Here is a 21,712-nt window from a genome sequence, read left to right on the forward strand (position 1 = left end):
GATCAGTGCCGAGCGGGGGTGAACGTCAGCCGCCGGTCGTCCGGCGCGTATCCGCTGAGGGTGACGGTCGGGCCGTGGGTGGGCACGGACGGGTCGGGGAAGTCCGCGGGCATCGGCTGCTGCCCCTCGGGGCGGCGGTCCACGGTGGGGGAGGCCGGCGGGAACGGCGCCGTGGTCTCGATGAGCTGCTGGTAGAACTGCAGCCACTTCGTCTGGTCGAAGGTGACGGCGCCGATGACGCGGTCCTGGTACCCGTAGACGCCGGTGAACCTGTGCTCGCCGCGGGAGCCCAGGGCGATGAGGATCTCGGTCCCCATCGACGGCACCCCGACGGACTTGATGTTCACGCCGAACTGGGAGGACCAGAAGGCGGGCACCCAGATGTGGGGACGGCGGTCCGCACTGTCGCTCAGCATGTTGTGCGCGGCGGTCTCGGCCTGGGAGACGGCGTTGCCCCAGTGCTCCAGAGACAGGAACTGGTATCCGAACAGCGGGTGCGGCGAGCGTGCGACGTCGCCGGCCACATAGATGTCGTCGGTGACGATGCCCCGGATGTCGAAGGCCCGGCACCCGGCGTCACAGGCGATCCCCCGGGGACCCGCGCCGAGTCCGGACCCGGCGAGCCATTCGGTGTTGCGCTGGGCACCGAGGGAGACGACCACCACGTCGGCCTCGATGGTGTTCCCGTCGGAGAAATGCGCGGCGCGGACGTGCCCCGCGGAGTCGCCCTCCAGGCCGGTCACCATGACGCCGCAGCGCAGGTCGACGCCGTGTTTGCGGTGCAGTTCCGCGGCGACCTCGCCGACGACTCCGCCGAGTGCCCCGACCAGCGGCGCGCCCGCCCGCTCGGCCACGGTCACCGCGATCCCGCGTTCCCGGCAGGCGGAGGCGATCTCGGAGCCGGTGAACCCGGCGCCGATGACGAGCACACGGCGGGGGCCCTGCGCGAGCGAGCGCTCCAGCGCGTCGGCGTCGTCGCGGGTCCGCAGCACGAACACCCCGTCGAGCTCCGCCTCCTCCTCCTGGGGCCAGGGACGGGCCCGTACACCGGTGGCGATGAGCAGCCGGTCGTACTCCACCTCGTCGCCGTCGGCCAGCCGTACCCGCCGGGCCGCCATGTCGAGGCCGGTGGCCGGAACTCCGAGGCGCCAACGCGCGTCGATGGCGCGGTGCCGGGGGAGGCCGGTGCGGTCCGCCGTCGCTCTGCCCAGCAGGACCTGCTTGGACAACGGCGGTCGGTCGTAGGGCTCGTGGGGCTCGTCCCCGATCATCGTGAGGGAACCGGCGAACCCCTTCTCCCGCAAAGTCTCCGCGGCCCGCAGACCCGCCAGCGAGGCGCCGACGACGACGATGCGGCCTTCACGCTTGAGCCGGTCCAGCGATCCGTCACTGTTCACCGGTCGCCTCCTGGTCGGTTCCGGGGTTCCCGTCCAGGAAGTCCGCGTCCACCGTGATGGCCTGGACGGGACACGCGGCCACGGCTCGCGCCATGTCCTCGCGCCGGTCCTCCCCGGCCTCGGGGTTGTAGAGCAGGGACTCGTCCCCGTGCATGGCGAACACATCGGGAGCCAGGAACGCGCACTGTGCGTATCCCTGGCAGCGGTTGAGATCGACGACAAGCCTCACCGAGGATCAGCCTTTCCGTGGCCCGTTCTCGTCCCCCTGCCATCAGCATGCGCGAGAGGGTGCTCAGCCGCTCGCCGGAGCGCGCAGGCCGACGCGCAGGAGGTGGAGGCTGACGACGAGTGCCCAGGCCGGGAAGACCAGTTCCGACCAGGGCAGCGAGGATCCCGCGACGAGCAGGACGAGGCCCACGAGATAGCCGAACAGGGCGAGCGGACGGGGGAGGGCGCCGAGCCGGTGACCGATGGTCGAGGCCGTGAAGACGAACACGGCGGCCATGCGGAGCGCGTACGTCGTCATCATCGTGTAGGCGAAGTGGCGGCCGAAAGCGGAGGGTTGGCTCAGTACGCTGCCCGCCGCGGCGCCGGCCCCGAACATGGTGGCCACGAAGACCAGTCCGCTGCCCAGGAAGACGGTGGCGACGAATCTGTCCTCGGCATCGCCGACCCGTGCGCGCAGGGCGCCCATGAACCACAGGAAGAAGATCCCCGTGAACGGGAGGATCTCCAAAGCCGTACGCACCGCCCACTGTTCGTTCGGCGCGACGGTCTCGTCGGCGGCGTTCCCCGTGGGGATGGCGATCCGCACCAGCACGATCGCCGCCGCCAGCAGGAGGGCGAACACCGTCCCCGCCAATCCGGCGGCGCGCGGTGTCCGCAACCGCTCTTCCTTCGGCTCCATCGGCGCCAGCTCTCCTCCCGAAGCCCCCGTCCCCCTCTCGGTCCAGCAAGCAGGCACCGGTGCCGCGACGCCACCGGGGACACCCGTGGGGGTGATACCCCGAAGCCCTCGGCGGGGCTACGAGGCGTCGGCCAGCTCCGCGAGGATGTCGCCGTGGCACAGCTCGGGTACGCACCAGCAGGCCAGCGTCTTGCCGCGCAATGCGGGCACCTGGGCGAGGAGGTCGGGGCGCTCGAGGAGATACGCCCGGTACTTGTCCATGATCTCGGCGCGGGTTCCGTCGCGCTTCTTGGTGGGGGTGTCGTAGACGAAGGGGTTGTAGAGCGGGTGCTGCGGGAGGTCCCAGTGGCCCATGGTCCAGCGGCGGCCGATGTAGACGAGGTCCGCCGGGGCGTGTTCGAGCCGGGGGCCGAACTCGTGGATATGACCCTCGAGGTTGATCACGGTGGTGGGCATGGGATTCCCTTCGGTCGTCCGCCTACCCTCCGGTGTCTACCTCACGGGCCCCTCGTACGGCAGCAGCTCCGGCCGCTTGGCGGGGCGTCCGTCCCCGGACCGCAGCGCGACCAAGCCGAAGCCTCCGAAGGCAAAGAGTTGTGGAGCGGAGCGGGCCGCCATCGTCTGGTACAAGGTCTCCGGCATCCCGGACAGCGCGCAGGTGATCGGCAACTACAGCCCGGCCTCCTGCGAGACCACCTTCGCCGAAGTCCAGCACACGTCACCGACCGGGGCTGGCTATTGCACGGAAGCGGCGTGGGCGAGCGACAACCCCGGCTACGACGCTGACGCTGATCAGCCCTTGCGGTCCAAGCGCGTACAGGTCGCGGTCGGGGAGCGCCGAGCCAACGTTCTCGCAGGGGACGATGTGAGTTACCTCCAGCACCCCCAGCACATGGAGACGGGCGCGGTGGGCTCGCACGGGGTAGATGCGGTCGCCAGGCTGTACTCCCGCACGCTGGAAGCTCGGCAGCGACTGGTGCGGCCCGCCGAACAACATCGTAAGCCGCTGACCGGTACGGCTGGACCGTTCAAGCTCTCGGCACAAGCCGTTGGTCCCCAACGTCGTATAAGAGTTCGCCAGGTCAGCACGGTGGCTGTGTCCCCTGGCAGTCACCGTCCCGGAATCCGATGTCAGTACGTAGTGGCATGCTCGCGGCCATGAACAGGGAGCAGTTTTGGATATTGATCGAGGAAGCCCGCGAGCAGGTGCTCGACATCAGGGACGCTTCCGGCATCGCCGGCCGTGCCTCTGAGCTGCTTGCCCGCCGCTCATCACAAGAGATCACCGCGGCACAGCAGATCCTCTGGGATCTCATGGCCGACTCATACCGAAATCCGCTGTGGGCCGCCGCCTACGTTCTCAACGGCGGGTGCTCGGACGATGGCTTCGACTACTTCCGCGGATGGCTGATCGCCCAAGGCCGCGCGGTATTCGAGCGCGTCGTTGCTGACCCCGACGCACTTGCCGAACTCCCTGGCGTCCGTGCTGCCGCGGCTGAAGGGATCGACTTCGACTGTGAAGAGATACTGAGCATCGCCTGGAACGCCCACCAGGTGGCCACCGGCCTGGAGCTTCCCGCCGACGCCTTCACCATCCGGTACCCCGACCTGGACCCTGCCGGGAACTTCGATTTTGACGACCGTCAAGAGATGGCTCGCAGGCTTCCCGCCTTGACCGCGCTGTATTCGTACTGACAGTAGTCGGCAACATCACGTGATTCCGACAGAGCCCAGCCTGATCTGACCCACCGTAACCGGTACTCGAGTCCTATCCGGAAGGCCATCATGAGCTGGGACGTGCTCCTTCTCCGCCTGCCTGACGACGTCACCTCGATGGAGGAGATCCCCGCCGACTACACCCCGGACCTGCTCGGCCGGCGACACGACGTACTCGCGGCTGTCACCGAGGCCGTTCCCGATGTTGATCTCTCGGACCCCGCCTGGGGTGAACTTTCCGGCCCCACGTGGTCCATCGAGCTCAACATCGGCTCAGAAGACCCGGTGGACTCCGTCATGCTCCACATCCGGGGCTCCGGCGACGACGTGCTGGCGCCCATCCTCCGTCTTGCCGACGCTCTGCGGTGCAAGGCGCTCGACTGTGCCGAAGGGGAACTGATCACTCCGGGGCAGACGTCGGGCTGGCACGCTTTCCAGCAGTTCCGCGACAGAGTGGTCGGACCCTTTCAGTGATGCCTCCCGGTCGCAGTAGCAGCATCCGCCGCATGCGCCCTGAAGCCCGATTGAGCTGTGAGGGCCTGCTCCCGCCGGGTCGGATGGTCACGTCCGATGAAGGCGACGGAGACGTACAGCCCCTGTGGCTCAGTGACGGGCCGGCCACAGCTGTGCTGTGGACGCGGATGCGCGCCGAACACACACGCTTTGGCCTGTGGCCGCTGCTGCTCGACTCGGTGGATCCGAACGACGGCGAATTCCGCCCATGGGGATCCGGGGAGGTCTTCCCCGAGCAGATGTCCTTCGCGGCAAGCCACGACCCTGCCAGCTTGCTCGCGCAGTGGTGGGCGACCTACACGGCCGTCGATGAAGACGACGACATCCTCGACACCGACCGGCGCCTCGCCGTCACGGCCCCCTTCGGACAGACCTGGCCCGGCCTCGCGCCTAGCCGGGAGACGGCAACGAACCCCGATCAACTGGCCGCCGAGTTCGCGCAGGCGTTCCTCGCCGACCGCCCACAGACACGTCTGGGACTGGTCGCCGCAGCGTCCGGTGCCGAGGCGTTGACGGCTGCGGGCTGGGCCGGACCCTGCAACTACGACAACGACACCGCGAAGTTCTCTGCGGTCCTCCGTGACTGGGAACACCGCTTCGGTGCCCGTGTCGTCGCGGTCGGGTTCTCCACGCTGCACCTCAGCGTCGCCGCACCACCTGTGGACGAGCACGAGGCTCTCCTGGTCGCGGCCGAGCACTTCGCCTTCTGCCCGGACAACATCTGGCAGGGCAGCAGGCCGTACACACTGGCCGCATACGCCGGCGGATCGTCGGCGCCCACCACTGGGACTTCTGGTGGGACTGATCCGCTCCGCAGAAGACGCTCAACCGGGAACTGGCCTTCAGGGGTGTGGTGCTGGGTTTTCAGGCGACGGCGGACAGTCTGTGCCACCAGTGACTGCAGCCGCCAGAGCAGAAGCGCTCGCGGCGCCGCGCGTCGGCAATCGTGAGCACCGCGATCAGCAGCCGGAACGCCTTGCGGCGTTCGTTGAGAGGCGCGAGACCGGCGATCTTTCCCAGTTGCTCGTCGATCCGGCCTCGTGAGATCAGCACTGCGGGCGTATGTGTCGGGCGCAGCCCGGCACGGCGGATGCTCTCCGGTGCGTCCTCGGCGACGGCGCGCGCCTGGACGCAGTGATGGCGCAGGAACAGCAGCACCTCGGACTGCTCCTCCTGACCGAGGCCGTCGAACCATTCAATGCCTTCTGACATCGGGCGCAGCCCCTGCGCGAGCTCGTTGAGCAGGACGTCGCGTTCGTTCATGATTGCTTCCCGTGTGACAGATGCCGCTGCGCAGCGGTGATCAGGATTCCGAGCAGCACCGCCAGATCGGCTGCGCCTTCGGCGTCGTCGGCCCAGCGGGTGGTCTGCAGTGGGTGAACCTGGTCGAGGAGGACGCCTTCCCGTGCCAGGACGAAGGCCAACGCCAGCATGGCCGCGGGCGCGTTGCCGTCCTCGAACGGATGGAAGAAGAGGATGTCGAGGTAGGTCCGGGCAGCGCGTGAGGGGAGGGGCAGATCCGGTTGAGCGCTCTCGGACAGACAGCGCTCGAATCGCGCCCGCGTATCGGGTGCAAGGCCGTAGCGCTCCCGTCCGCCCTTCGCGAAGGCCGGCATCGTGCGGAAGACGACGACGTCGTGGCCCAGCACGGTCCGCTGCCACTTCGCCATGAGGGCGAAGGTCAGCGGCCTGCCCTGCTCCGCGTCGGCAAAGGCCAACTCGAGGGCGGTCAGGACCCGCGCGGTTCCCTCGCTGTCACGTCCGCCTCGCGTTGTCATGAAGAAATTCCGGAAGCCGTCGCGGGCCGGTGCTTCAGAGACGGGGCATACGCCGCGCCAGGACGGCCAGGAGACCTCCGTCCGGTCGAGCATCCAGTCGGCGAGGCTGTCCTTCGGTTGGCCGGGCCCGGAAGTCATCTGATTCCGCCCACGCCTCTGGCGAACCGCGAGCTCACCGCGTCGACCGCCGGAACGTCAGGTGCGATCCAACTGCCGAACCGGCCGCCGACCGCTTTCTCGACGATCTCCTGGGCCTGGCCCTCGTCGATGCCGTTGTAGGCGAGGAACCATCGGAGGACTTGCATGCAGTGCCCGTACCAGCCGCTCTCGGCCTGGGTGCGGTCGGCCACCACGGTGACCAGGCGGGTGCATGCTCGCTCCCAGTACCAGTGGTCCGTCGAAGTCACCGGGGTGTTCCCCAGCGGAGTCAGGGCCGCGAACCGATCCGCCAGGTCCTCCAGCCAGCCACGCCATTCCTGAAGGGCCTCAACAGCCAGCGGGGCAGTCGCATCCGGGGTCGTCACGGAGTCGGATGAACAGCACCACACCTCGACGACGCCTCCATCGACGTCGCCCTCACCGACCGACCAGTTCCATCCGCAGGCCCATCGGCCGTACCGGCCCGCCAGGAACTCGGTGACGGGATCCAAAGAACGCCAGCGATCCTCGCGAGCGACTTCAGCGCTGGGCAGCAAGGGCGCGACAAGGCTCGCCAACTCCTCCGCCGCATCGTCGTCCATCTCGAACGGATGTCGAGCCGGATCCACATCTGCCCACGTCAGGGTATGTGCCCACAGTTCACTCACCATCCCACTCTGCCTTGCGTAGCCGTCCTGACTCCACTCCATATCGAGTGGCCGCCCCATCAGCGGGAAACGATCTCCGGTCAACTGGGAAGCGATCTTCAACCGCTTCTGTCCAGCCTGGCCAGCGGTATTCGTGAACGCCCTGGTCGATGGCTGTTTTCGGCGTGTTCGAGGGCCGCCCCGCGTTCCCACCGAGACCTCGGCCAGAATGCGGCCTCCCGCGACGACATGCGCTACGTCGACGAAGCAGGAGGCCGACTCGTCCCCGACGCCACCCGAGGCCTCGCGCACCTTGCCCGCGCGGCCGGCGCCCTCCCCACCGCGCTCGCCACCGCCCGTACCCTCGACTGGCCCGGCTGGCAAAACCGCGTCCTGGGCGACATCCACTTCGCCCACGGCGACATGGACCAGGCCGCCCCCTGCTACACCGCCGCCCGCGCGGAAGCCGAACAGCACGGCAACCTCGGCGAGCAGGCCATCGCTCAAGCCCACATCGCTCCCACTTGCGCCTTCACCGCCCCCGACCGCACCGACGACGAAATCACCCTCGCCCAGCAGCTCCTCGCCGGACTCGACCAGCGTGCCACCGCCCTCACCGCACAGGTCGCCGTCCTTGCCCGCGACGCCTGGACCCTCTCCGACCTCGAAGGCGCTCGCGTGCTGCGCGCCGAGATCGACGCCGCCGATATCACCGCTGTACAAGCAGTCCTCGAACTCGCGCTCGTCATCCACCACCCCGTCACCGCCTCGGAAGACCAGCTCACCCGCTGCATCGCCCTCAACTCGGGTGACGACTACGGCTACTACAACGACATCGCCCACTTCATGGCCGGCCTGCCCCTGCCCCAGGCATCGAGCGCTGGCTGGATCGACGGGGAGGTGGCCCCCCGGCAGCGCTGGCGGCACCTGGTCACCGTCCGCCAGGGCCGCCGCGGCTGACTCATGTCCGCGGTCTGAGCAGCCGTCACACTTCAGGGCAGCCGATCACGGTCGTGTGGTGATGCCGGAGACGGCCTTGGTGGTGGCGCAGACGGTGCCCCGGCCCTCGACAATGGCACAGGCACGGACACCGCTCACGTCGTCCACGTGAATCATGCGGGTGTGAGCGTCATGACCGGTCTGCTGCCGGTACTCCTGTGAATTTTCATCGTCGTTCCCGACAGCGAGCGTGATCCGGTCGCCGGGGGAGGTGCCGCTCATCTTGGCCCAGGCGGCGTGGCAGCGGCGGCTGTAGCGCAGTTCGACGCGTACTCCGTAGCTGCGGCCACTGTACGCCGTGGTGGCGTCCTGCGCGCACACCGTGGTGGTCGGCTCCACGGACGTGCAGGAGGCGCCGCTGCATGTGGCGGGCGGTGCGGGCCGGGCCGATGCCGCTGATGTCGACGGGTAGTCCGCTCCTCCGGCTTGGGTGGAACCGGCGAAGTGTTGCCAGACCATGAACGCGACCACCATGGCAACGACCACCCCCGAGGCGGTGAGGATCGTCAGCACGCTCCCCTTCTTTCCGGTTTCCGCCGGTGCTGGTAAAGCTGCTGAGGCCGTCGTCGTTGGGGATGCCGATGGCGCGGACTGCTTAGGGAAGCGGCCGCGTTCCGTCTCCGCGCGCTGGTGTAGTTCCAGGACCCGGTCGAGTTCCGCGTCGCTCGGTGGCGTTTCGGTGGCCTGCATTCGGATCCGCCAGAGCGCCTGGATCGCCTCGATGGCGGGGAGCGTGGCCCCCGATTCCCATCGCGAGACCGTCGGTTGTCTAGTCCCGAGCTTCTTGGCGACCACGTTCTGGCTCCGGTTGCTCTCCTCGCGCCAGCGTTTGAGTGTCTGCCCCAGCTCGATCCCTGCGGAAGTCGGCGGCTCCTGGCCGCTGTCGGCGTCGTCTCGAGGCTGGGTGTCCACCCGCACGCTCCCTCTGTCCAGTTTCAAGCACCAGGTCAAACCCCATACACGCCGCGGTGTATATGCGCGTATGGCCGGTACCGCGATCAGCGTAGAACCGGCTCGGAACATGGTCCAAGGTTGTCGTCAGCCGGAGAAAACGTCCCGGCCAATCCCCTCCCCGGTAGTCCCTGGCCGCGCCATGCCCTGGCGCGTCACGGACATGCCCGAAGACATGACACGAAAGGGCGAACCATCATGAACACGAAGTACCGCACAGGCCTGCGGATCGCCGCCGCCACAGCCGCCTCCGCCGGGCTCCTCTCCGTACTCGGCCTGGCCACACCCGCTGGCATCGCCGCCGCCCACGACGCCGGCACCACCCACCCGGCGCACCTGGCCCAGCCGCTGCACGCCGCCCACCCCGGCGCGAAGGCCGTCGGTGCCTCGCACGCCCGGAACTGGCCCACGCTGCGCTCCAGCAACCGCGGGCCGGCGGTCCGCGCAGTTCAGCACCTGCTGACCGCTCGGGGGCACGCGGCGACAGCGGACGGCGCGTTCGGCTCCCGTACCGCGTCCGCAGTGAAGGCCTTCCAGCGCCAGCACCACCTGCGCGCGGACGGCGTCGTGGGCACCAACACCTGGAACGCGCTGATCGTCACCGTGCGCTCCGGAAACCGCGGGCACGCCGTCACCGCAGCCCAGCAACTCCTGACCGCTCGGGGTCATGCTGCGAAGACGGATGGCGCGTTCGGCTCCGGCACCGCGTCCGCGGTGAAGGCCTTCCAGCGCCAGCACCACCTGCGCGCGGACGGCATCGTCGGACCCAACACCTGGAACGCCCTGGTGAACGGCCCCGCGGGCACCACCCCCGCCCCACGCGGGTACCGGCTGAAGTTCACCAAGAACTTGAGCGCCCCGGGTAACTCGAAGCTCGCCCTCTACCACGACGGCCGGATCGTCAAGAGCTACCGTGCCGGGTCCGGCATGGGCAGCACGAACGAGTGCGCCACGAAGCTCGGCTGGCTGCCCAGCGGCACCTACAAGATCCTCGGACACCAGACCAACCGCAACACCGCGATCAAGGGCTACGCCATCCACCTCGAGGACAAGCCGTGCCACACCAAGCAGGGCAAGACGGGTGTCACGCGGGGCGATCTGTTCATCCACAGCAACATGACCAAGAACGGCGAAAGCCGCTGGCGGGGCAGCTACAAGTCCTACGGATGCATCAAGCTCGCCCCCGCCGACATCAAGAACCTGTTCGCCCACCTCAACCAGGCCCACTGGCCCAAGAACCTGACCCTTCAGGTCAGCTGACACATCACTCCGTTGGAGGGGGCTTCCCGGGTGGCAGGCGCCGCCCGGGAAGCCCCCTCGTATCGCTCATGCCGTCCTTGCGACTGGCTGAGACGCCTGGGGGAACGCTACGCCCGCCCGCCAGGCCCGCGCCCGTCGCAGGGCGGCGGCGTGGGTGGCGCCGGCCTGGCGGTGGCGCTCGACATGGGCGTCCTCGATGGGGGCTGGCCCTCCGTCAGGGGCGGTTCGGGGAAGGCGAGGCGGCTGAGTTCGCGCATTGCCTTCGTCTGCCGCTCCCCGGCCTCTGCGATCCCGGGGTCGACCCGCTGCGCGGGCGCGGCTGCCTGGTGCGCGGCGAGCGCCTGATGGAAGCGGGGCGAGGCCGTCTCCCTGGTCTTCACCGGCGCCTTGGGCGCGGTCGTGGCCGCCTGGACGGGCTTCCACCGTGCAACCTGGCACACCGCGCCCGACCTCGCCTCCACGCTGTGCACGGCCCTCGCTCGGTGGGACGCGCAGCAGCATGACACCACTGAGGTGCTAGCGACGGTCTGACCGGAAAACTCAACGGTCAGATGGGGATGGCGAGATAGCCCCTCGATGGTGACGGTCGGGGGCTGGTGTGGGGCGGTGGGGTCGTGGGATGTCAGGCGGCTGCCGGGGTGAGGGTGACGTCGTGGCCGAGGGCCTTGAGCTGGCGGACGAGGTCGCGGCTCTTGCGGGCCGGGTCGAGGTTGCGGGTGTGGAAGTCGGGGCCGAGGTCTCGGTAGCGGGCGGTCGGGTCGTTCATGAGGTGCCAGACGGCGACCAGGATGGAGCGGGCGACGGCGACCAGGGCTTTCATGTGGCCGCGGCGTTTGACGATGCGGCGGTAGCGGGCGCCGAGGAAGGTGTCGGTGCGGGCGGCGGAGATTGCTGCTTCGCCGAGGGCGCCGCGGAGCCAGGGGTTGCCTTTGCCGGTGGGGCCGGAGGTGTTCTTGTTTCCGGACTGGAGGGTGCGTGGGGAGAGTTTCGCCCAGGACACGAGATGGCCGGCGGTGGGGAAGACCGTCATGTCCAGGCCGGTCTCGGCGAGGATGACCTGCGCGGTGCTGGGGCCGACGCCGGGGATCTCGTCGAGGCGTTCGGTGTCGGTGATCGGTATGAGGGTGCCCTGTCCGGGGCCTTCGTCGTCCTCGGTGGTGGACAGCTCGGCCAGACGCAGGGTGATCCGGGCGGTGAGCTTGTCGATCTGCACGGTGAGGTAGTCGACGGTGTCCAGCAGCATCCGGCACATGAAGGCGTGGTGTTCTTCGAACCGGCCGGTCAGGGCCTCGGCCAGGGTGCTGTGGCTGGCCTTGATGGTGCCGTGGGCCAGGTCCGCCAACGCCTTGGGGCTGCGTTCGCCCGCGATCAGTGCCTCCAGCATGGCCCGGCCGGAGACGCCGAAGATGTCGGCGATCACGGTGGACAGCTTGATCTGGGCGTCCTCGAGGAGTTTCTCGGTGCGCTGCTTGTGGCGGGTGCGCTCGTGGGTCATGACGGCCCGGGCCCGGGTCAGATCGCGCAGTTCACGGACCGGCTTCGGGGGTACGAACGAGGGCCGGAGCATGCCGCGTTCGGTGAGCTTGGCCAGCCAGACCGCGTCCAGGCGGTCGGTTTTGGGCCGGCCCGGGACGTTCTTGACGTCACGGGCGTTGACCAGCCAGCACTCCAGACCACGCGATTCCAGCAGAAAGAAGTACGGCTTCCAGTAGGTCGACGTCGCCTCCATCACCACCCGGGTGACGCCCTGGCAGACCAGGTGGTCGGCCAGGTCCAGGATCGCGCCGCTGGTCGCGACGGTGTTGAAGACCCGCTGCACGCGCTTGCCGGGCTTGTCCTCGTGCGGCACCCGCACACAGACCATGCCCGACGCCTTGGCGATATCGATCGCCGCGACACGGGCCACGAGCTCCTCGGCCTGCTCGATCTCCTCGACGCCACCGTCGTCGGTGTCCGCCATGCACAACTCCCTGGTATCGATCCGTACGGGCCGACGCCTGCCCAGGGGGCCGCGGGGGGAGCGAAAATCTGACCGGCGTGCTCGATGGCAACAGTGCGTGGCCCCTCTGCGGCCCCGGCACCAGACTGACCTACGGGCTCAACGTCCCAACGAGCTACCGGCGTCGGCGGGCAGGCGCCGCAGCCATGTTTTCACGCCGGCAAGGCGCACCCGAAGGGAACAGGGGGACTGACCTGCGGCAACCACTACCAGGAGCGGGCATCGGCGCATGGCCGCTGTTCAGCGGGCTGCGTTCATGCCCTTCCAGCCTGGTCCCAGGCCCCGGCGACGGGTTCGGCCAGAGCGAGACGGGGGCACCGCGACGACGGCCTCGGGCTGCAGGGAGAGCCGACGACGCAGGATGGCGGTGGCGGCCGGGATCGCGGCGAGGATCCGGGCGGTCTCCGGGGCGATCGCAGTGAGGGCCTCAGTGAGCATGTCGATCGCGTCGACGGCGTCCTCTCCGCGTCGGCGCTCCAGGTGTCGGGCGTCACCGCGTCGGCCAGCTCGCACGCGGCATCGGCCGCCGCGGCCGCGTGCTCCTCGACGCCCGGCCCGGCCACTTCCAGTTCCATGTCCCGTCCAACGATCGGGGCGCCCTTCGGAACCCGCTCATGGTGAAGGGCCAGCAGGTCCGGGGAATGTCAGTCGTCAGCTGGTCGTCCGTATGGCGCTGCCGACGGACTGCACGACGATGCCGCCGGCGCGGGCGACGAACTCGCTCGGGCGGAGGGACAACGGACACCTCGACAACTGCATCGGTCATCGGAACGGCTCGCGCATGCCCGTTGATCAGGAGTCAAGCTAAGCCGTGATCATGCGGTTCAGGGTGGCCCTGTACGGTCTTCCAGCTCCTCGAACGACTCGGTCATCCCGCTTCCTTTCGGTCCGATCGGGCGCGTGGAGCGGGAGGCTACGACGCCAGCCGCGGATCGGCAAACAACAGCGGGCGACGGCAGGGAGTAAGGCGGCGTCCCGCGTTTATTCGGTGCACGGCAGCCGGGCGGGGCTCCGGGTTAGGGCTCCGCCCGTCGCCAGTCCGTCACAGGGCCGGGGTTTGTGTGGTCCGCAGGGGTGACCCAGAAGGCTTTGCCCAGCTCAGCGCTAAACTGGGCGCCTGTCCGGCCGTCCCCAGAGGACCGGCCGGTGCGACACCACGAGGCCGACCCCCAGCGACGCGGATGACACCCTGGTCAAGAGGCGCCCTTGATGGTCCCCAAGATCCGGCGCGGCTCGCGCACCCATGGCCTGCTCGGGGCTACCGACGAAATGGCAGTCGCGGGGTCAGGAGCTGCGGGCACCTCCCGCCCCTGATTCCCTTACCGATGCCGGGGCTGGTGTCAGAGCGTGGTGACACAGTATCCGGGACTGATCAATAGGAGGGGGAGACGATGGGTGACTTCTTTGAGCGGATCGTCGACGTCGAGGTGGCCGGCGAGGAGGCCGGGCCGCTGGCGGAGCGGATGGTCGCCTGGATGGTCACTGAGGGCCTGATCACGCGTGAGGTGTCCAGCGACGGTGTGTACAGCCTGACCGTGGACGAGGGCTATGTGCCAGGACCTGACTGGGCGCGGGCCGTTGCCGACTCATCGGACCCGGACTGGCTGCCGGGCCCGGTGGCTGTCGTCGTTGGGCGCGAGTACCACGTGGGCGGTCAGGGAGCGGACGATGCGGAGTACGCCGTCTGCCCACGGTGCGAAATCAAGACCGTGATCATCAACTATCCCGAGGAGTTCGAGGCGGACGAGGATGTCTGGCAGCCGTTCAAGGACGGCATCGCCGCCTGGAAGGAAACGGGTGAGGGGAGTGCCCCCTGCCCCGCCTGCGGCGCTTCGGTCTCGGTCACAGAGTGGCAATGGGAGTCCAATTTCGCGGTGGGTGCCCTCGCCTTCGACTTCTGGGGCTGGCCGCCACTCTCCGTCGGCTTCTGCGCGACGTTCAGCCAGCAGCTGGGGCATCGTACTGTGGAGCACATGGGCAAGTTCTGACGGGAACCCACACGCCTCAGCGCGGGAATTGCACGCAAGGCGAGCCACATTTTCGCGGGTCAAAGAATTCCGTCGGTAGCTCGCTCGTCTACCTGTTCGGCGCTGTCGTGGTGGTCCAGGCCCGGACACGGTCCCCTGCACCGGCAGGGTGTACGGCGTGCGGCACGCTGAGCCAGTGGATCTACAGCCGTTATGTACGGCACGTGTCCGACGTCGCGATCGGTAGCCGACCGGTCCGGATCGAGCTGAGCGTGCGCCGTCTGTACTGCGAGAACTCTGCCTGCCCGAAGGTGACCTTGAACTGGAGGATCCTGCGGGACTGCCGGCTCAAGGGCGACGGCGTTCACCAGGCCGTGCTCGGCATCGCCCGGCTCCACAACCTGGCCCTCACCGGATAACTCACGCCCCGTACGGGACAATTTCTAGAGGGCGAGACCCGGGCTCAGCATTTGAATGTCAGATCCTCGGTCGCGTAGGTAGACCCGCCTTTGACCTGGAGTTCCCCCCAGATCTCGAATCCGTAGACCGGGCTGCACTCGCCCACCACCCGCACGTCCTTCCATTGTTTGCCGGTGCTGTCCCCCTTCTTGACCGTGCGCCAGCCCGTTCGGCGGGCTGAACCCTGACCTACCGCGCTATGGCCGAGCAGCCCCAATTTGGCTCGGATTGTCGCGCCCGACTTCTTATGATACGAAACGATGGCGGAGCCGATGCGGCCATTGCCCGCCGACAAGGCCAGGACACACAGTTCACCGGCACCCAATTCCTTGCACGTGTGCTTCATATTGCCCAGTGCGCTCACCGGCGCGGACAAGCCGATCGGAGGACTGGTGATCTCCAGCGGCGCTGTCGGACTGACAGTTCCGGGCGTCGGTACCGGAGTCACCATCAGACTGGCGGACGGACAGAGGGGCGTCGTTAGCGATGAATCCACACCCGATTGGTGTGGCGTCTACTCGGGGAAACGCTGGGCTCCCTGGCGGTAGTCCCTTGGGGGAATGCCATAAGCGGAGCGGAAGGCACGCGTGAAGTCGGCGGCCCGGGGGAAGCCCCAGCGGGCGGCGATGGCGTGGATGGGGGTGGCCCCCAGGGCGGGCTCCGCGAGGTCGCGGCGGGCGCCTTCCAAGCGCTGTCCACGGATCCAGGCAGCGATCGACTCCTCTTCGTGCTCGAAGAGTCGATACAAGTAGCTGCGGGATATGTGGTTCGCCGCAGCGATGGCGCCGGGAGTCAGGTTCGGGTCGTGCAGGTGATCCCGCACGAACGCCCGGATGCGTAAGACAAGAGTCTCCTGGCGAGTTTCCGGTGGTAGCGAGCTTTCCGCCTCGAGGGCTTGGGCGAACAGCGCTGACAGCAGGTCAACCACCACGGACCCGAGCCGCGGCCCATCGGCGGGCCGGTACGAATCGGTGCCTCGCGCCAGCTGAGTGAGCAGCTGCCTCAACAAGGCGCCGAATCCTTCTTGCACCGATAATCGCAGACCGGTCACGTGGTCCAGCCGGTTCCGCGGCAGAGGCAACAGGGCCTTTGGGACCTCCAGCCCAACTCCCGTATGCGGAAGAGAGCCATCGCCCCCATGGACGTCGACGGTGCGCGATGTGTCGACGACACACAGGCTGTCCGGACCGTACTCGGCCTCCTCCTCACCCCGCACTGTGCGCAGCGCCCCGCTCAACGGCAGAGAAACGTGCAGCCCCTCGGGATCCGACTGCCGGATCAGCTTCGGCGATCGCCGAAAGCACACCGGCTGGAACGTGGTGGGCCACACCGATACAGCACCGAGGTCGAGCACACGTTGAGAAGCCCGAAAATCCGCCCGATGGTCACTGCGCAACTCCAGCGGAGCATGGGTCCGACTGACCAGCTCGCGCCAGCAGTCGAACCGGTCCGCCGCCGGCAGATCATCGCTCCGGAACACGGTCTTGCTCAGCATGTCCCTCCTCGCCGTTTCACAAGTCCTTGAACGGCTTGCCTCTTACCCTTCCCAATGAAAGGCAGGACAAGAGTCCACCAGTCACAGCAATCAACGTCCAGACCTCGATCAGGCCCTCCAACTCCGGTCGAAGCACACGACGCTGCGCACGGCGCCTGATGTGTGCGGACTGGATGCCCACCCGGATTGCGCAGTCTGCGCAACACGAGCTGCGGCGGTGTGCGGGTCCAGGATCTTGGGAACGTGACGGCCGAGGACTGCTTGAACAGCCGGAAGGTGTGAGGTCGGCTCAGGGGGCGGCCTGCCGGTGTGGCCACGGCGTCGAGGTCGGCCGCCGTACCAATTCACCGCCATTGACACCGGACCGCGCCGCAGCGGTCAGCAGCCCGCCCCCGTCGTCGCCCCTCGGCTACCACCACGTCACCACGACCGACCCTCCGCCGATGCCGGAGGGACTTCGAGCCGGCACCCAGTCGGCGACCACACACGGTCACCAGCAGGCAGGACTTTACGAGGAATTGGCGACAGTTGAATACGCGACCTCACCAGTACTGGACCCCTCGTGCGGGTGAGGCCCCGCGTTTGATCGGTGCATGGCAGGCGGGCGGTGCTCCGGGTCAGGGCTCCACCCGTCGCCAGTCCGTTACAGGGCCGGGGTTTGTGTGGTTCGCAGGTGTGACCCAGAAGGCTTCGCCCAACTCAGCGCTGAAGTGGGCGCCTGTCCGGCCGTCCCCCGACGAGCGTCCCGTCAGCCGTCGTCCTATCCACGGCAGCAGGTGCTGCTTGGCGAAGCTGGCGTCGGCGGCACGGCGGGCGACCCAGCCGGGCGGCGCCGTCGGCGGCATCGCCGTACGCCACTCCTTGTCCTCGGGCTCGTACCCGAGCGTCTGCCAGACGGCCTCCGCGACCCGACGGTGCCCCTCGGCCGTCAGATGCAGCCGGTCCACGTCCCACATCCGGGGGTCGGCGAGCGAGGGCGCCCCGTAGAGGTCGACCACCAGCGCGCCGTGCCGTTCCGCGAGCCCGTCGACGACGGAGAAGAGCTCTTCCATGCGCGGCCGGAACCGTTCGAGCACCGGACCGTTGCGGCCCGGGCTGCGCATCAGGACGAGCCGCTCGCAGGCGGGAGCGAGCCGCTCCACGGCCTCCTCCAGGAGACCGCGGACACGTCCCATGTCGACCTTGGGGCGCAGGGTGTCGTTGAGTCCGCCGACGAGGGTGATCACGTCGGGCCGCATCGCGACCGCCACGTTCACCTGCTCCTCGACGATCTGGCCGATCAGCTTGCCGCGTACCGCGAGGTTGGCGTACCGGAAACCGGACGTCCGCGCGGCCATCCGGCCCGCGAGGAGATCGGCCCAGCCGCGGTAGGAGCCGTCGGGCAGCCGGTCCGACATGCCCTCGGTGAAGGAGTCGCCGACCGCGACAAGACTGGTGTAGGTGGCATTCGTCTGCATGGCGGACAAGATGGTAACCCGCACGCATACTCGCCGGTCGGTCGGGCCGCCACCCGGGACGGCCCGGCCGCGCTCACACCGTCTGCCCGAACAGCTCCCTCAGTACGTCCTCCATCGTCACCAGCCCCGTCATCCGTCCGTCGCTGCCCATGACGGCCGCGAGGTGCGTACGACTGCGGCGCATCGCCGTGAGCACGTCGTCCAGCGGGGTGCTCTCCCGCACCCGCGCGATGGGCCGCATGTCCTCCACCGGGCAGGGCACATCGCGCGGCATCGCGTCCAGCGCGTCCTTGACGTGCAGATAGCCCACGATGCGGCGCCCCTCGTCCACGACCGGGAAACGCGAGAAGCCGGACTCGGCGGACAGCCGCTCCAGCTCCTCCGGAGTGACGCCCACGCGCGCGTAGACGACATGCTCCAACGGCAGCACCACGTCCCGTACGGGCCGGCGGCCGAGCTCCAGTGCGTCGTGCAGCCGCTCCCGAGCGCGGTCGTCGATGAGCCCTGCCTCGCCGGAGTCCTTGACCAGCCGGGCCAGCTCGTCGTCGGAGAAGGTGGCGACGACCTCGTCCTTGGTCTCGACCCGCAGCAGCTTCAGCAGGCCGTTCGCGAAGGCGTTGACCGTGAAGATCACGGGGCGCAGCGCCCGGGCGAGCGCCACCAGCGGCGGCCCGAGCAGCAGCGCGGTGCGCACCGGCTCCGCGAGCGCGATGTTCTTCGGCACCATTTCGCCGAGCAGCATGTGCAGATAGGTCGCCAGGGTGAGCGCGATCACGAACGAGATGGCGTGGCCCGCGCTCTGCGAGACACCCATCGCGTGGAAGGCCGGTTCCAGCAGGTGCGCGATGGCGGGCTCGGCCACGATGCCCAGGACCAGCGTGCACAGGGTGATGCCCAGCTGCGCGGCCGCCAGAAGCGCGGACACGTGCTCCAGGCCCCACAGAACGCTGCGCGCCCGCCGGTCGCCCTCCTCGGCATGCGGTTCGATCTGGCTGCGGCGCACCGAGATCAGCGCGAACTCGCCGCCCACGAAGAAGGCGTTCACGACCAGCGTCGCCAGCCCGATCAGCAGTTGTACGGCGGTCATCGCGCCCCCCTGTCCTCGTCGTGGCGCCGCTGCTCGTCGAGCGGCGCGTGCAGCAGCACCCGCGCGGCCCGCCGCCCGGAGGCGTCCACCACCTGGAGCCGCCACCCGGCGACCTCGACGGCGTCCCCGACGGCGGGAATGCGGCCGAGCTCGGTCGCGAGGAAACCGGCCAGCGTCTCGTAGGGCCCCTCGGGCACCCGCAGCCCCACGCGGGCCAGCTGGTCGGTGCGGGCGGACCCGTCGGCCGAGTAGAGCGCCCGCCCCGTCTCGTCCGTGCCGGCCGGGGCGAGGTCGGGTGTCTCGTGCGGGTCGTGCTCGTCGCGGACCTCGCCGACGACCTCCTCGACGATGTCCTCCAGGGTGGCGACGCCGGCCGTGCCGCCGTACTCATCTATGACGACAGCCATGGTGCGCCTGCCGGACAGCCGGTCGAGCAGGCGGTCGACGGTGAGTGACTCCGGTACGAACAGGGGTTCGCGCATGACCTGGGAGACGGGGGTGCGGGGCCGCCGCTCGGCGGGTACCGCCACCACGTCCTTGATGTGCGCCACGCCCACGACCGAGTCGTGGTTGCCGCGGTAGACGGGAAAGCGGGACAGACCCGTCGCCCGTGTCGCGTTCGCCACGTCCTCGCAGGTCGCCTGGACGTCCAGCGCGATGACCTGGACGCGCGGGGTCATCACGTTCTCCGCGGTCAGGTCGGCGAGGTTCAGCGTGCGCACGAACAGCTCGGCGGTGTCCGCCTCCAGGGCGCCCTGCTTGGCGGAGTGTCGGGCCAGGGCGACCAGCTCCTGGGGTCCGCGCGCGGAGGCCAGTTCCTCGGCGGGCTCGAGGCCGAAGGCGCGTACGACACGGTTGGCCGTGTTGTTGAGATGCGTGATGAACGGGCGGAACGCGCCGCTGAACCAGCGCTGCGGCGTCGCCACCCGCCTGGCCACGGCGAGCGGGGAGGAAATCGCCCAGTTCTTGGGGACCAGCTCGCCGACGACCATCAGGAAGACCGTCGACAGGGCCGTACCGATGACCAGCGCCACCGAGCGGGACGCGGAGGGCGAGACGCCGATCGACTCCAGTGGACCCGCGATCAGCTTGGCGATCGACGACTCGGAGAGCATGCCGACGACCAGGTTGGTGACCGTGATGCCGAGCTGGGCGCCGGACAGCTGGAACGTCAGATTCCGTGCGGCCTTGAGGGCACCCGCCGCGCCGCGCTCGCCGCGCTCGACGGCGTGCTCCAGCTCGCTGCGCTCGACCGTGGTCAGGGAGAACTCCGCCGCGACGAAGGCGCCACAGGCCAACGAGAGCAGCACTGCCACCAGGAGGAGGAGCACTTCGGTCATCGGGTCACCTCCGTCCCATGGTCGTCCAGGGGCGGGGGGATCGCGCGATGTCGGGTACGGGGAGGCTCGCCCATGGGCGGACGCTCACACCTTTCATGGGAGGACCGGGTGATCCCCCCATGGTAAAGGATCGGCAAAGTACCCTCTTGGGTGCTGGACGTCAGTCGGTGAGTGGCTTCACCCAGCGGCGCCACTGCTCCTGCGGCGCGTACCCGGCGGCCCGCCAGGCATGCTGTCCGGTCTCGTTCCGTCGCAGCACCATCGCGTCCGCGCGCCGCCCCCCGAGCCGTACGAACCGCTCCTCGGCGGCGGCGAGCAGCGCCGAACCGATCCCGAGGCGCCGTCGCTCGGGATGCACCGCGAGCCGGTACAGATGGCAGCGCCAGCCGTCGAAGCCCGCGATCACCGTGCCCACCAGCTCGCCGCCGGTCTCGGCCAGGATCAATGCCTCCGGATCGCGGGCGAGCAGTCGCTCCACGCCGTCCCGGTCGTCACTGATGCTCGTGCCCTCGGCGGCCACCTTCCAGAAGGCCAGCACGGTGTCGAGGTCTTCGGGCATCGCGGCCCGTATCCGCAGGTCGGTCATGACATCGATCCCATCACGTGTTCCGCGGGGCGGTGCCGAATTCCACGATGCGGACGGTCACTCGCCCCGCAGCGCCTCGATGACGGGGGCGAACGCCTCCATGTTCGGTTCCAGGACCGTCAGATACGAGAATCCGTACCATTCCCGCTGCGCCCGCACCTGAGCGACGATCTGCTCCAGCGTTCCCACCAGCACGATCGGCAGCTCCAGGACCTGGTCCTCGGGCAGGTTCGGGATACGGGGCAGCCAGGGCCGGATCGCGGCGCCGCGGTCGTCGGTGACGTCGAGGACCTGGATCAGCAGATTGAGCTCGGCGGGCTCCTTGCGCCCGTCGGCCGCCTCCCGGTACAGGGCGACGCGTTCGTCCATCTCGGCGGCCGTGATCGGCTCCAGCGTGCCGCCCGGGCTGGTGCGCGCCCCGGTGAACGCCGCGATGTCCGCGTGCTCGGCGGTGAGCCGCAGCATCCGGTCGCCGTTGGCGCCGATCAGCAGTGGCACACGAGGTCGCTGCACGGCCTGGGGCTGGTGTTCGTCGGAGCCGAGGAGGCGGTCCAACTCCTCGACGGTGTGCAGGAGATGGTCGACGCGCTCGCGCGGCGAGCCCCAGGGGAGGCCGGCCGTGTCGTGCTCCGCCCGGATGTAGCCGGTGCCGAGCCCGAGTTCGAGTCGGCCGCCCATCAGCGTGTCCGTGGTGGCGACCTCGCGGGCCAGCAGCGTGGGATTCCAGAAGCCCGCGTTGAGCACGAAGGTACCCAGGCGGGGCCGCTCGGTGACCTCGGCCGCGGCCACCAGCGAGGGGAAGGGGGCGGGCATGCCCAGATGGTCGGGGACCAGGATCACGTCGTAACCGAGTTCCTCGGCCCGTCGGCACTTGGCGCGCCACTCGTCGACGGGCGCGGGGGCGAGCAGGTTGACGCCGAACCGGAACGGGCGGGCGGGACGTGCGGACTGCGACATGAACTCTCCTCATTCACAAGCCACTTGAGCGCAAGGGGCGAACGGGGCGGGCCGGACGC

The 21,712-nt window shown here is 69.0% G+C and carries 25 protein-coding genes and 2 pseudogenes; 7 read left to right on the forward strand and 20 right to left on the reverse strand.

Going from position 1 to position 21,712, the window contains the following annotated elements; translation table 11 throughout:
* Positions 1–2: 2 nt before the first annotated feature.
* From OG819_RS28890 to OG819_RS28910, 5 genes are all read right to left on the reverse strand, one after another.
* Positions 3–1,397, reverse strand: coding sequence for an FAD-dependent oxidoreductase (locus OG819_RS28890; RefSeq protein WP_266651531.1), 1,395 nt, complete (start codon positions 1,395–1,397; stop codon positions 3–5).
* A complete protein-coding gene (locus tag OG819_RS28895) occupies positions 1,387–1,626 on the reverse strand; it encodes a ferredoxin (RefSeq protein WP_266622817.1) in 240 nt (79 codons plus the stop codon). Before OG819_RS28895 ends, OG819_RS28890 begins: the two co-directional genes overlap by 11 nt.
* Before the next feature lie 63 nt (positions 1,627–1,689).
* Positions 1,690–2,304, reverse strand: coding sequence for a hypothetical protein (locus OG819_RS28900; RefSeq protein ID WP_266622816.1), 615 nt, complete (start codon positions 2,302–2,304; stop codon positions 1,690–1,692).
* A 117-nt stretch (positions 2,305–2,421) separates the two neighbouring features.
* A complete protein-coding gene (locus OG819_RS28905; protein WP_266622814.1) occupies positions 2,422–2,760 on the reverse strand; it encodes a DUF4326 domain-containing protein in 339 nt (112 codons plus the stop codon).
* 36 nt (positions 2,761–2,796) lie between these two features.
* Positions 2,797–2,973, reverse strand: coding sequence for a hypothetical protein (locus OG819_RS28910; RefSeq protein WP_266622812.1), 177 nt, complete (start codon positions 2,971–2,973; stop codon positions 2,797–2,799).
* 489 nt (positions 2,974–3,462) lie between these two features.
* On the opposite strand from OG819_RS28910, the gene OG819_RS28915 reads away from it, so the two are divergent.
* The 3 genes from OG819_RS28915 to OG819_RS28925 all read left to right on the forward strand — a co-directional run bounded on the left by OG819_RS28915 (position 3,463) and on the right by OG819_RS28925 (position 5,483).
* Entirely contained in the window at positions 3,463–3,999 is a 537-nt protein-coding gene (locus OG819_RS28915) for a DUF4240 domain-containing protein (protein WP_266622810.1), read from the forward strand.
* A gap of 90 nt (positions 4,000–4,089) precedes the next feature.
* The gene (locus tag OG819_RS28920; protein WP_266622808.1) at positions 4,090–4,494 is read left to right on the forward strand and encodes a hypothetical protein; all 405 of its coding nucleotides are present in this window, start codon (positions 4,090–4,092) and stop codon (positions 4,492–4,494) included.
* A 32-nt stretch (positions 4,495–4,526) separates the two neighbouring features.
* The gene (locus OG819_RS28925) at positions 4,527–5,483 is read left to right on the forward strand and encodes a DUF4253 domain-containing protein (protein ID WP_266651532.1); all 957 of its coding nucleotides are present in this window, start codon (positions 4,527–4,529) and stop codon (positions 5,481–5,483) included.
* Here the strand turns inward: OG819_RS28925 and OG819_RS28930 are convergent.
* The 3 genes from OG819_RS28930 to OG819_RS28940 are packed head-to-tail and all read right to left on the reverse strand — an operon-like array spanning position 5,398 to position 7,051.
* Entirely contained in the window at positions 5,398–5,796 is a 399-nt protein-coding gene (locus tag OG819_RS28930) for a DUF5958 family protein (RefSeq protein ID WP_266622804.1), read from the reverse strand. The genes OG819_RS28925 and OG819_RS28930 overlap by 86 nt on opposite strands.
* Positions 5,793–6,449, reverse strand: a complete 657-nt coding sequence (locus OG819_RS28935; RefSeq protein ID WP_266651533.1) for a hypothetical protein — start codon at positions 6,447–6,449, stop codon at positions 5,793–5,795. The genes OG819_RS28930 and OG819_RS28935 overlap by 4 nt, the downstream gene beginning before the upstream one ends.
* Positions 6,446–7,051 carry a hypothetical protein gene (locus OG819_RS28940; protein WP_266651534.1) on the reverse strand — a complete coding sequence of 202 codons (606 nt, stop codon included), beginning with the start codon at positions 7,049–7,051 and terminating at the stop codon, positions 6,446–6,448. Before OG819_RS28940 ends, OG819_RS28935 begins: the two co-directional genes overlap by 4 nt.
* A gap of 294 nt (positions 7,052–7,345) precedes the next feature.
* Between OG819_RS28940 and OG819_RS28945 the strand changes: the two genes are divergently transcribed.
* Positions 7,346–8,056 (forward strand): hypothetical protein, encoded by a 711-nt coding sequence (locus OG819_RS28945; protein WP_266622800.1) that lies wholly within the window; start codon positions 7,346–7,348, stop codon positions 8,054–8,056.
* 45 nt (positions 8,057–8,101) lie between these two features.
* Here the strand turns inward: OG819_RS28945 and OG819_RS28950 are convergent, their stop codons facing one another.
* Positions 8,102–9,007, reverse strand: coding sequence for a DUF2690 domain-containing protein (locus OG819_RS28950; RefSeq protein WP_266622798.1), 906 nt, complete (start codon positions 9,005–9,007; stop codon positions 8,102–8,104).
* Between the two features lie 237 nt (positions 9,008–9,244).
* On the opposite strand from OG819_RS28950, the gene OG819_RS28955 reads away from it, so the two are divergent.
* Positions 9,245–10,306, forward strand: a complete 1,062-nt coding sequence (locus OG819_RS28955) for a peptidoglycan-binding protein (RefSeq protein ID WP_266622797.1) — start codon at positions 9,245–9,247, stop codon at positions 10,304–10,306.
* Between the two features lie 66 nt (positions 10,307–10,372).
* On the opposite strand, the pseudogene OG819_RS28960 reads toward OG819_RS28955, so the two are convergent.
* The 4 genes and pseudogenes from OG819_RS28960 to OG819_RS28975 all read right to left on the reverse strand — a co-directional run.
* Positions 10,373–10,704, reverse strand: a pseudogene (locus OG819_RS28960) (DUF721 domain-containing protein); the annotation flags it as partial.
* 224 nt (positions 10,705–10,928) lie between these two features.
* A complete protein-coding gene (locus OG819_RS28965) occupies positions 10,929–12,266 on the reverse strand; it encodes an IS110 family transposase (RefSeq protein ID WP_266647905.1) in 1,338 nt (445 codons plus the stop codon).
* Between the two features lie 279 nt (positions 12,267–12,545).
* Complete coding sequence (locus OG819_RS28970; RefSeq protein ID WP_266622795.1) at positions 12,546–12,818, reverse strand: hypothetical protein; 273 nt, start codon at positions 12,816–12,818, stop codon at positions 12,546–12,548.
* Positions 12,819–13,321: 503 nt separating this feature from the next.
* A pseudogene (locus OG819_RS28975) lies at positions 13,322–13,453 on the reverse strand (SGNH/GDSL hydrolase family protein); the annotation flags it as partial.
* Between the two features lie 243 nt (positions 13,454–13,696).
* Between OG819_RS28975 and OG819_RS28980 the strand changes: the two are divergent.
* Positions 13,697–14,293 (forward strand): hypothetical protein, encoded by a 597-nt coding sequence (locus OG819_RS28980; RefSeq protein ID WP_266622793.1) that lies wholly within the window; start codon positions 13,697–13,699, stop codon positions 14,291–14,293.
* A gap of 110 nt (positions 14,294–14,403) precedes the next feature.
* Positions 14,404–14,691: a transposase family protein gene (locus OG819_RS28985; RefSeq protein WP_266652871.1), complete on the forward strand. Its 288-nt coding sequence runs from the start codon at positions 14,404–14,406 to the stop codon at positions 14,689–14,691.
* A 44-nt stretch (positions 14,692–14,735) separates the two neighbouring features.
* Here OG819_RS28985 and OG819_RS28990 read toward each other — a convergent pair whose 3' ends face one another.
* From OG819_RS28990 to OG819_RS29020, 7 genes are all read right to left on the reverse strand, one after another.
* Positions 14,736–15,182 (reverse strand): hypothetical protein, encoded by a 447-nt coding sequence (locus OG819_RS28990; protein ID WP_266622789.1) that lies wholly within the window; start codon positions 15,180–15,182, stop codon positions 14,736–14,738.
* A 63-nt stretch (positions 15,183–15,245) separates the two neighbouring features.
* Positions 15,246–16,226 carry a helix-turn-helix domain-containing protein gene (locus OG819_RS28995; protein ID WP_266651535.1) on the reverse strand — a complete coding sequence of 327 codons (981 nt, stop codon included), beginning with the start codon at positions 16,224–16,226 and terminating at the stop codon, positions 15,246–15,248.
* Positions 16,227–16,843: 617 nt separating this feature from the next.
* Positions 16,844–17,683, reverse strand: a complete 840-nt coding sequence (locus OG819_RS29000; protein ID WP_266622787.1) for an SGNH/GDSL hydrolase family protein — start codon at positions 17,681–17,683, stop codon at positions 16,844–16,846.
* 73 nt (positions 17,684–17,756) lie between these two features.
* The gene (locus OG819_RS29005; protein WP_266622786.1) at positions 17,757–18,770 is read right to left on the reverse strand and encodes a hemolysin family protein; all 1,014 of its coding nucleotides are present in this window, start codon (positions 18,768–18,770) and stop codon (positions 17,757–17,759) included.
* Positions 18,767–20,110, reverse strand: a complete 1,344-nt coding sequence (locus tag OG819_RS29010; protein WP_266622785.1) for a hemolysin family protein — start codon at positions 20,108–20,110, stop codon at positions 18,767–18,769. Before OG819_RS29010 ends, OG819_RS29005 begins: the two co-directional genes overlap by 4 nt.
* A gap of 160 nt (positions 20,111–20,270) precedes the next feature.
* The gene (locus OG819_RS29015) at positions 20,271–20,696 is read right to left on the reverse strand and encodes a GNAT family N-acetyltransferase (protein WP_266651536.1); all 426 of its coding nucleotides are present in this window, start codon (positions 20,694–20,696) and stop codon (positions 20,271–20,273) included.
* A gap of 57 nt (positions 20,697–20,753) precedes the next feature.
* A complete protein-coding gene (locus tag OG819_RS29020) occupies positions 20,754–21,653 on the reverse strand; it encodes an LLM class F420-dependent oxidoreductase (RefSeq protein ID WP_266651537.1) in 900 nt (299 codons plus the stop codon).
* Positions 21,654–21,712 lie beyond the last annotated feature (59 nt).

Origin of the sequence: Streptomyces sp. NBC_01549 (genome assembly GCF_026339955.1) — a bacterium.
In the GTDB taxonomy this organism is placed as follows: domain Bacteria; phylum Actinomycetota; class Actinomycetes; order Streptomycetales; family Streptomycetaceae; genus Streptomyces.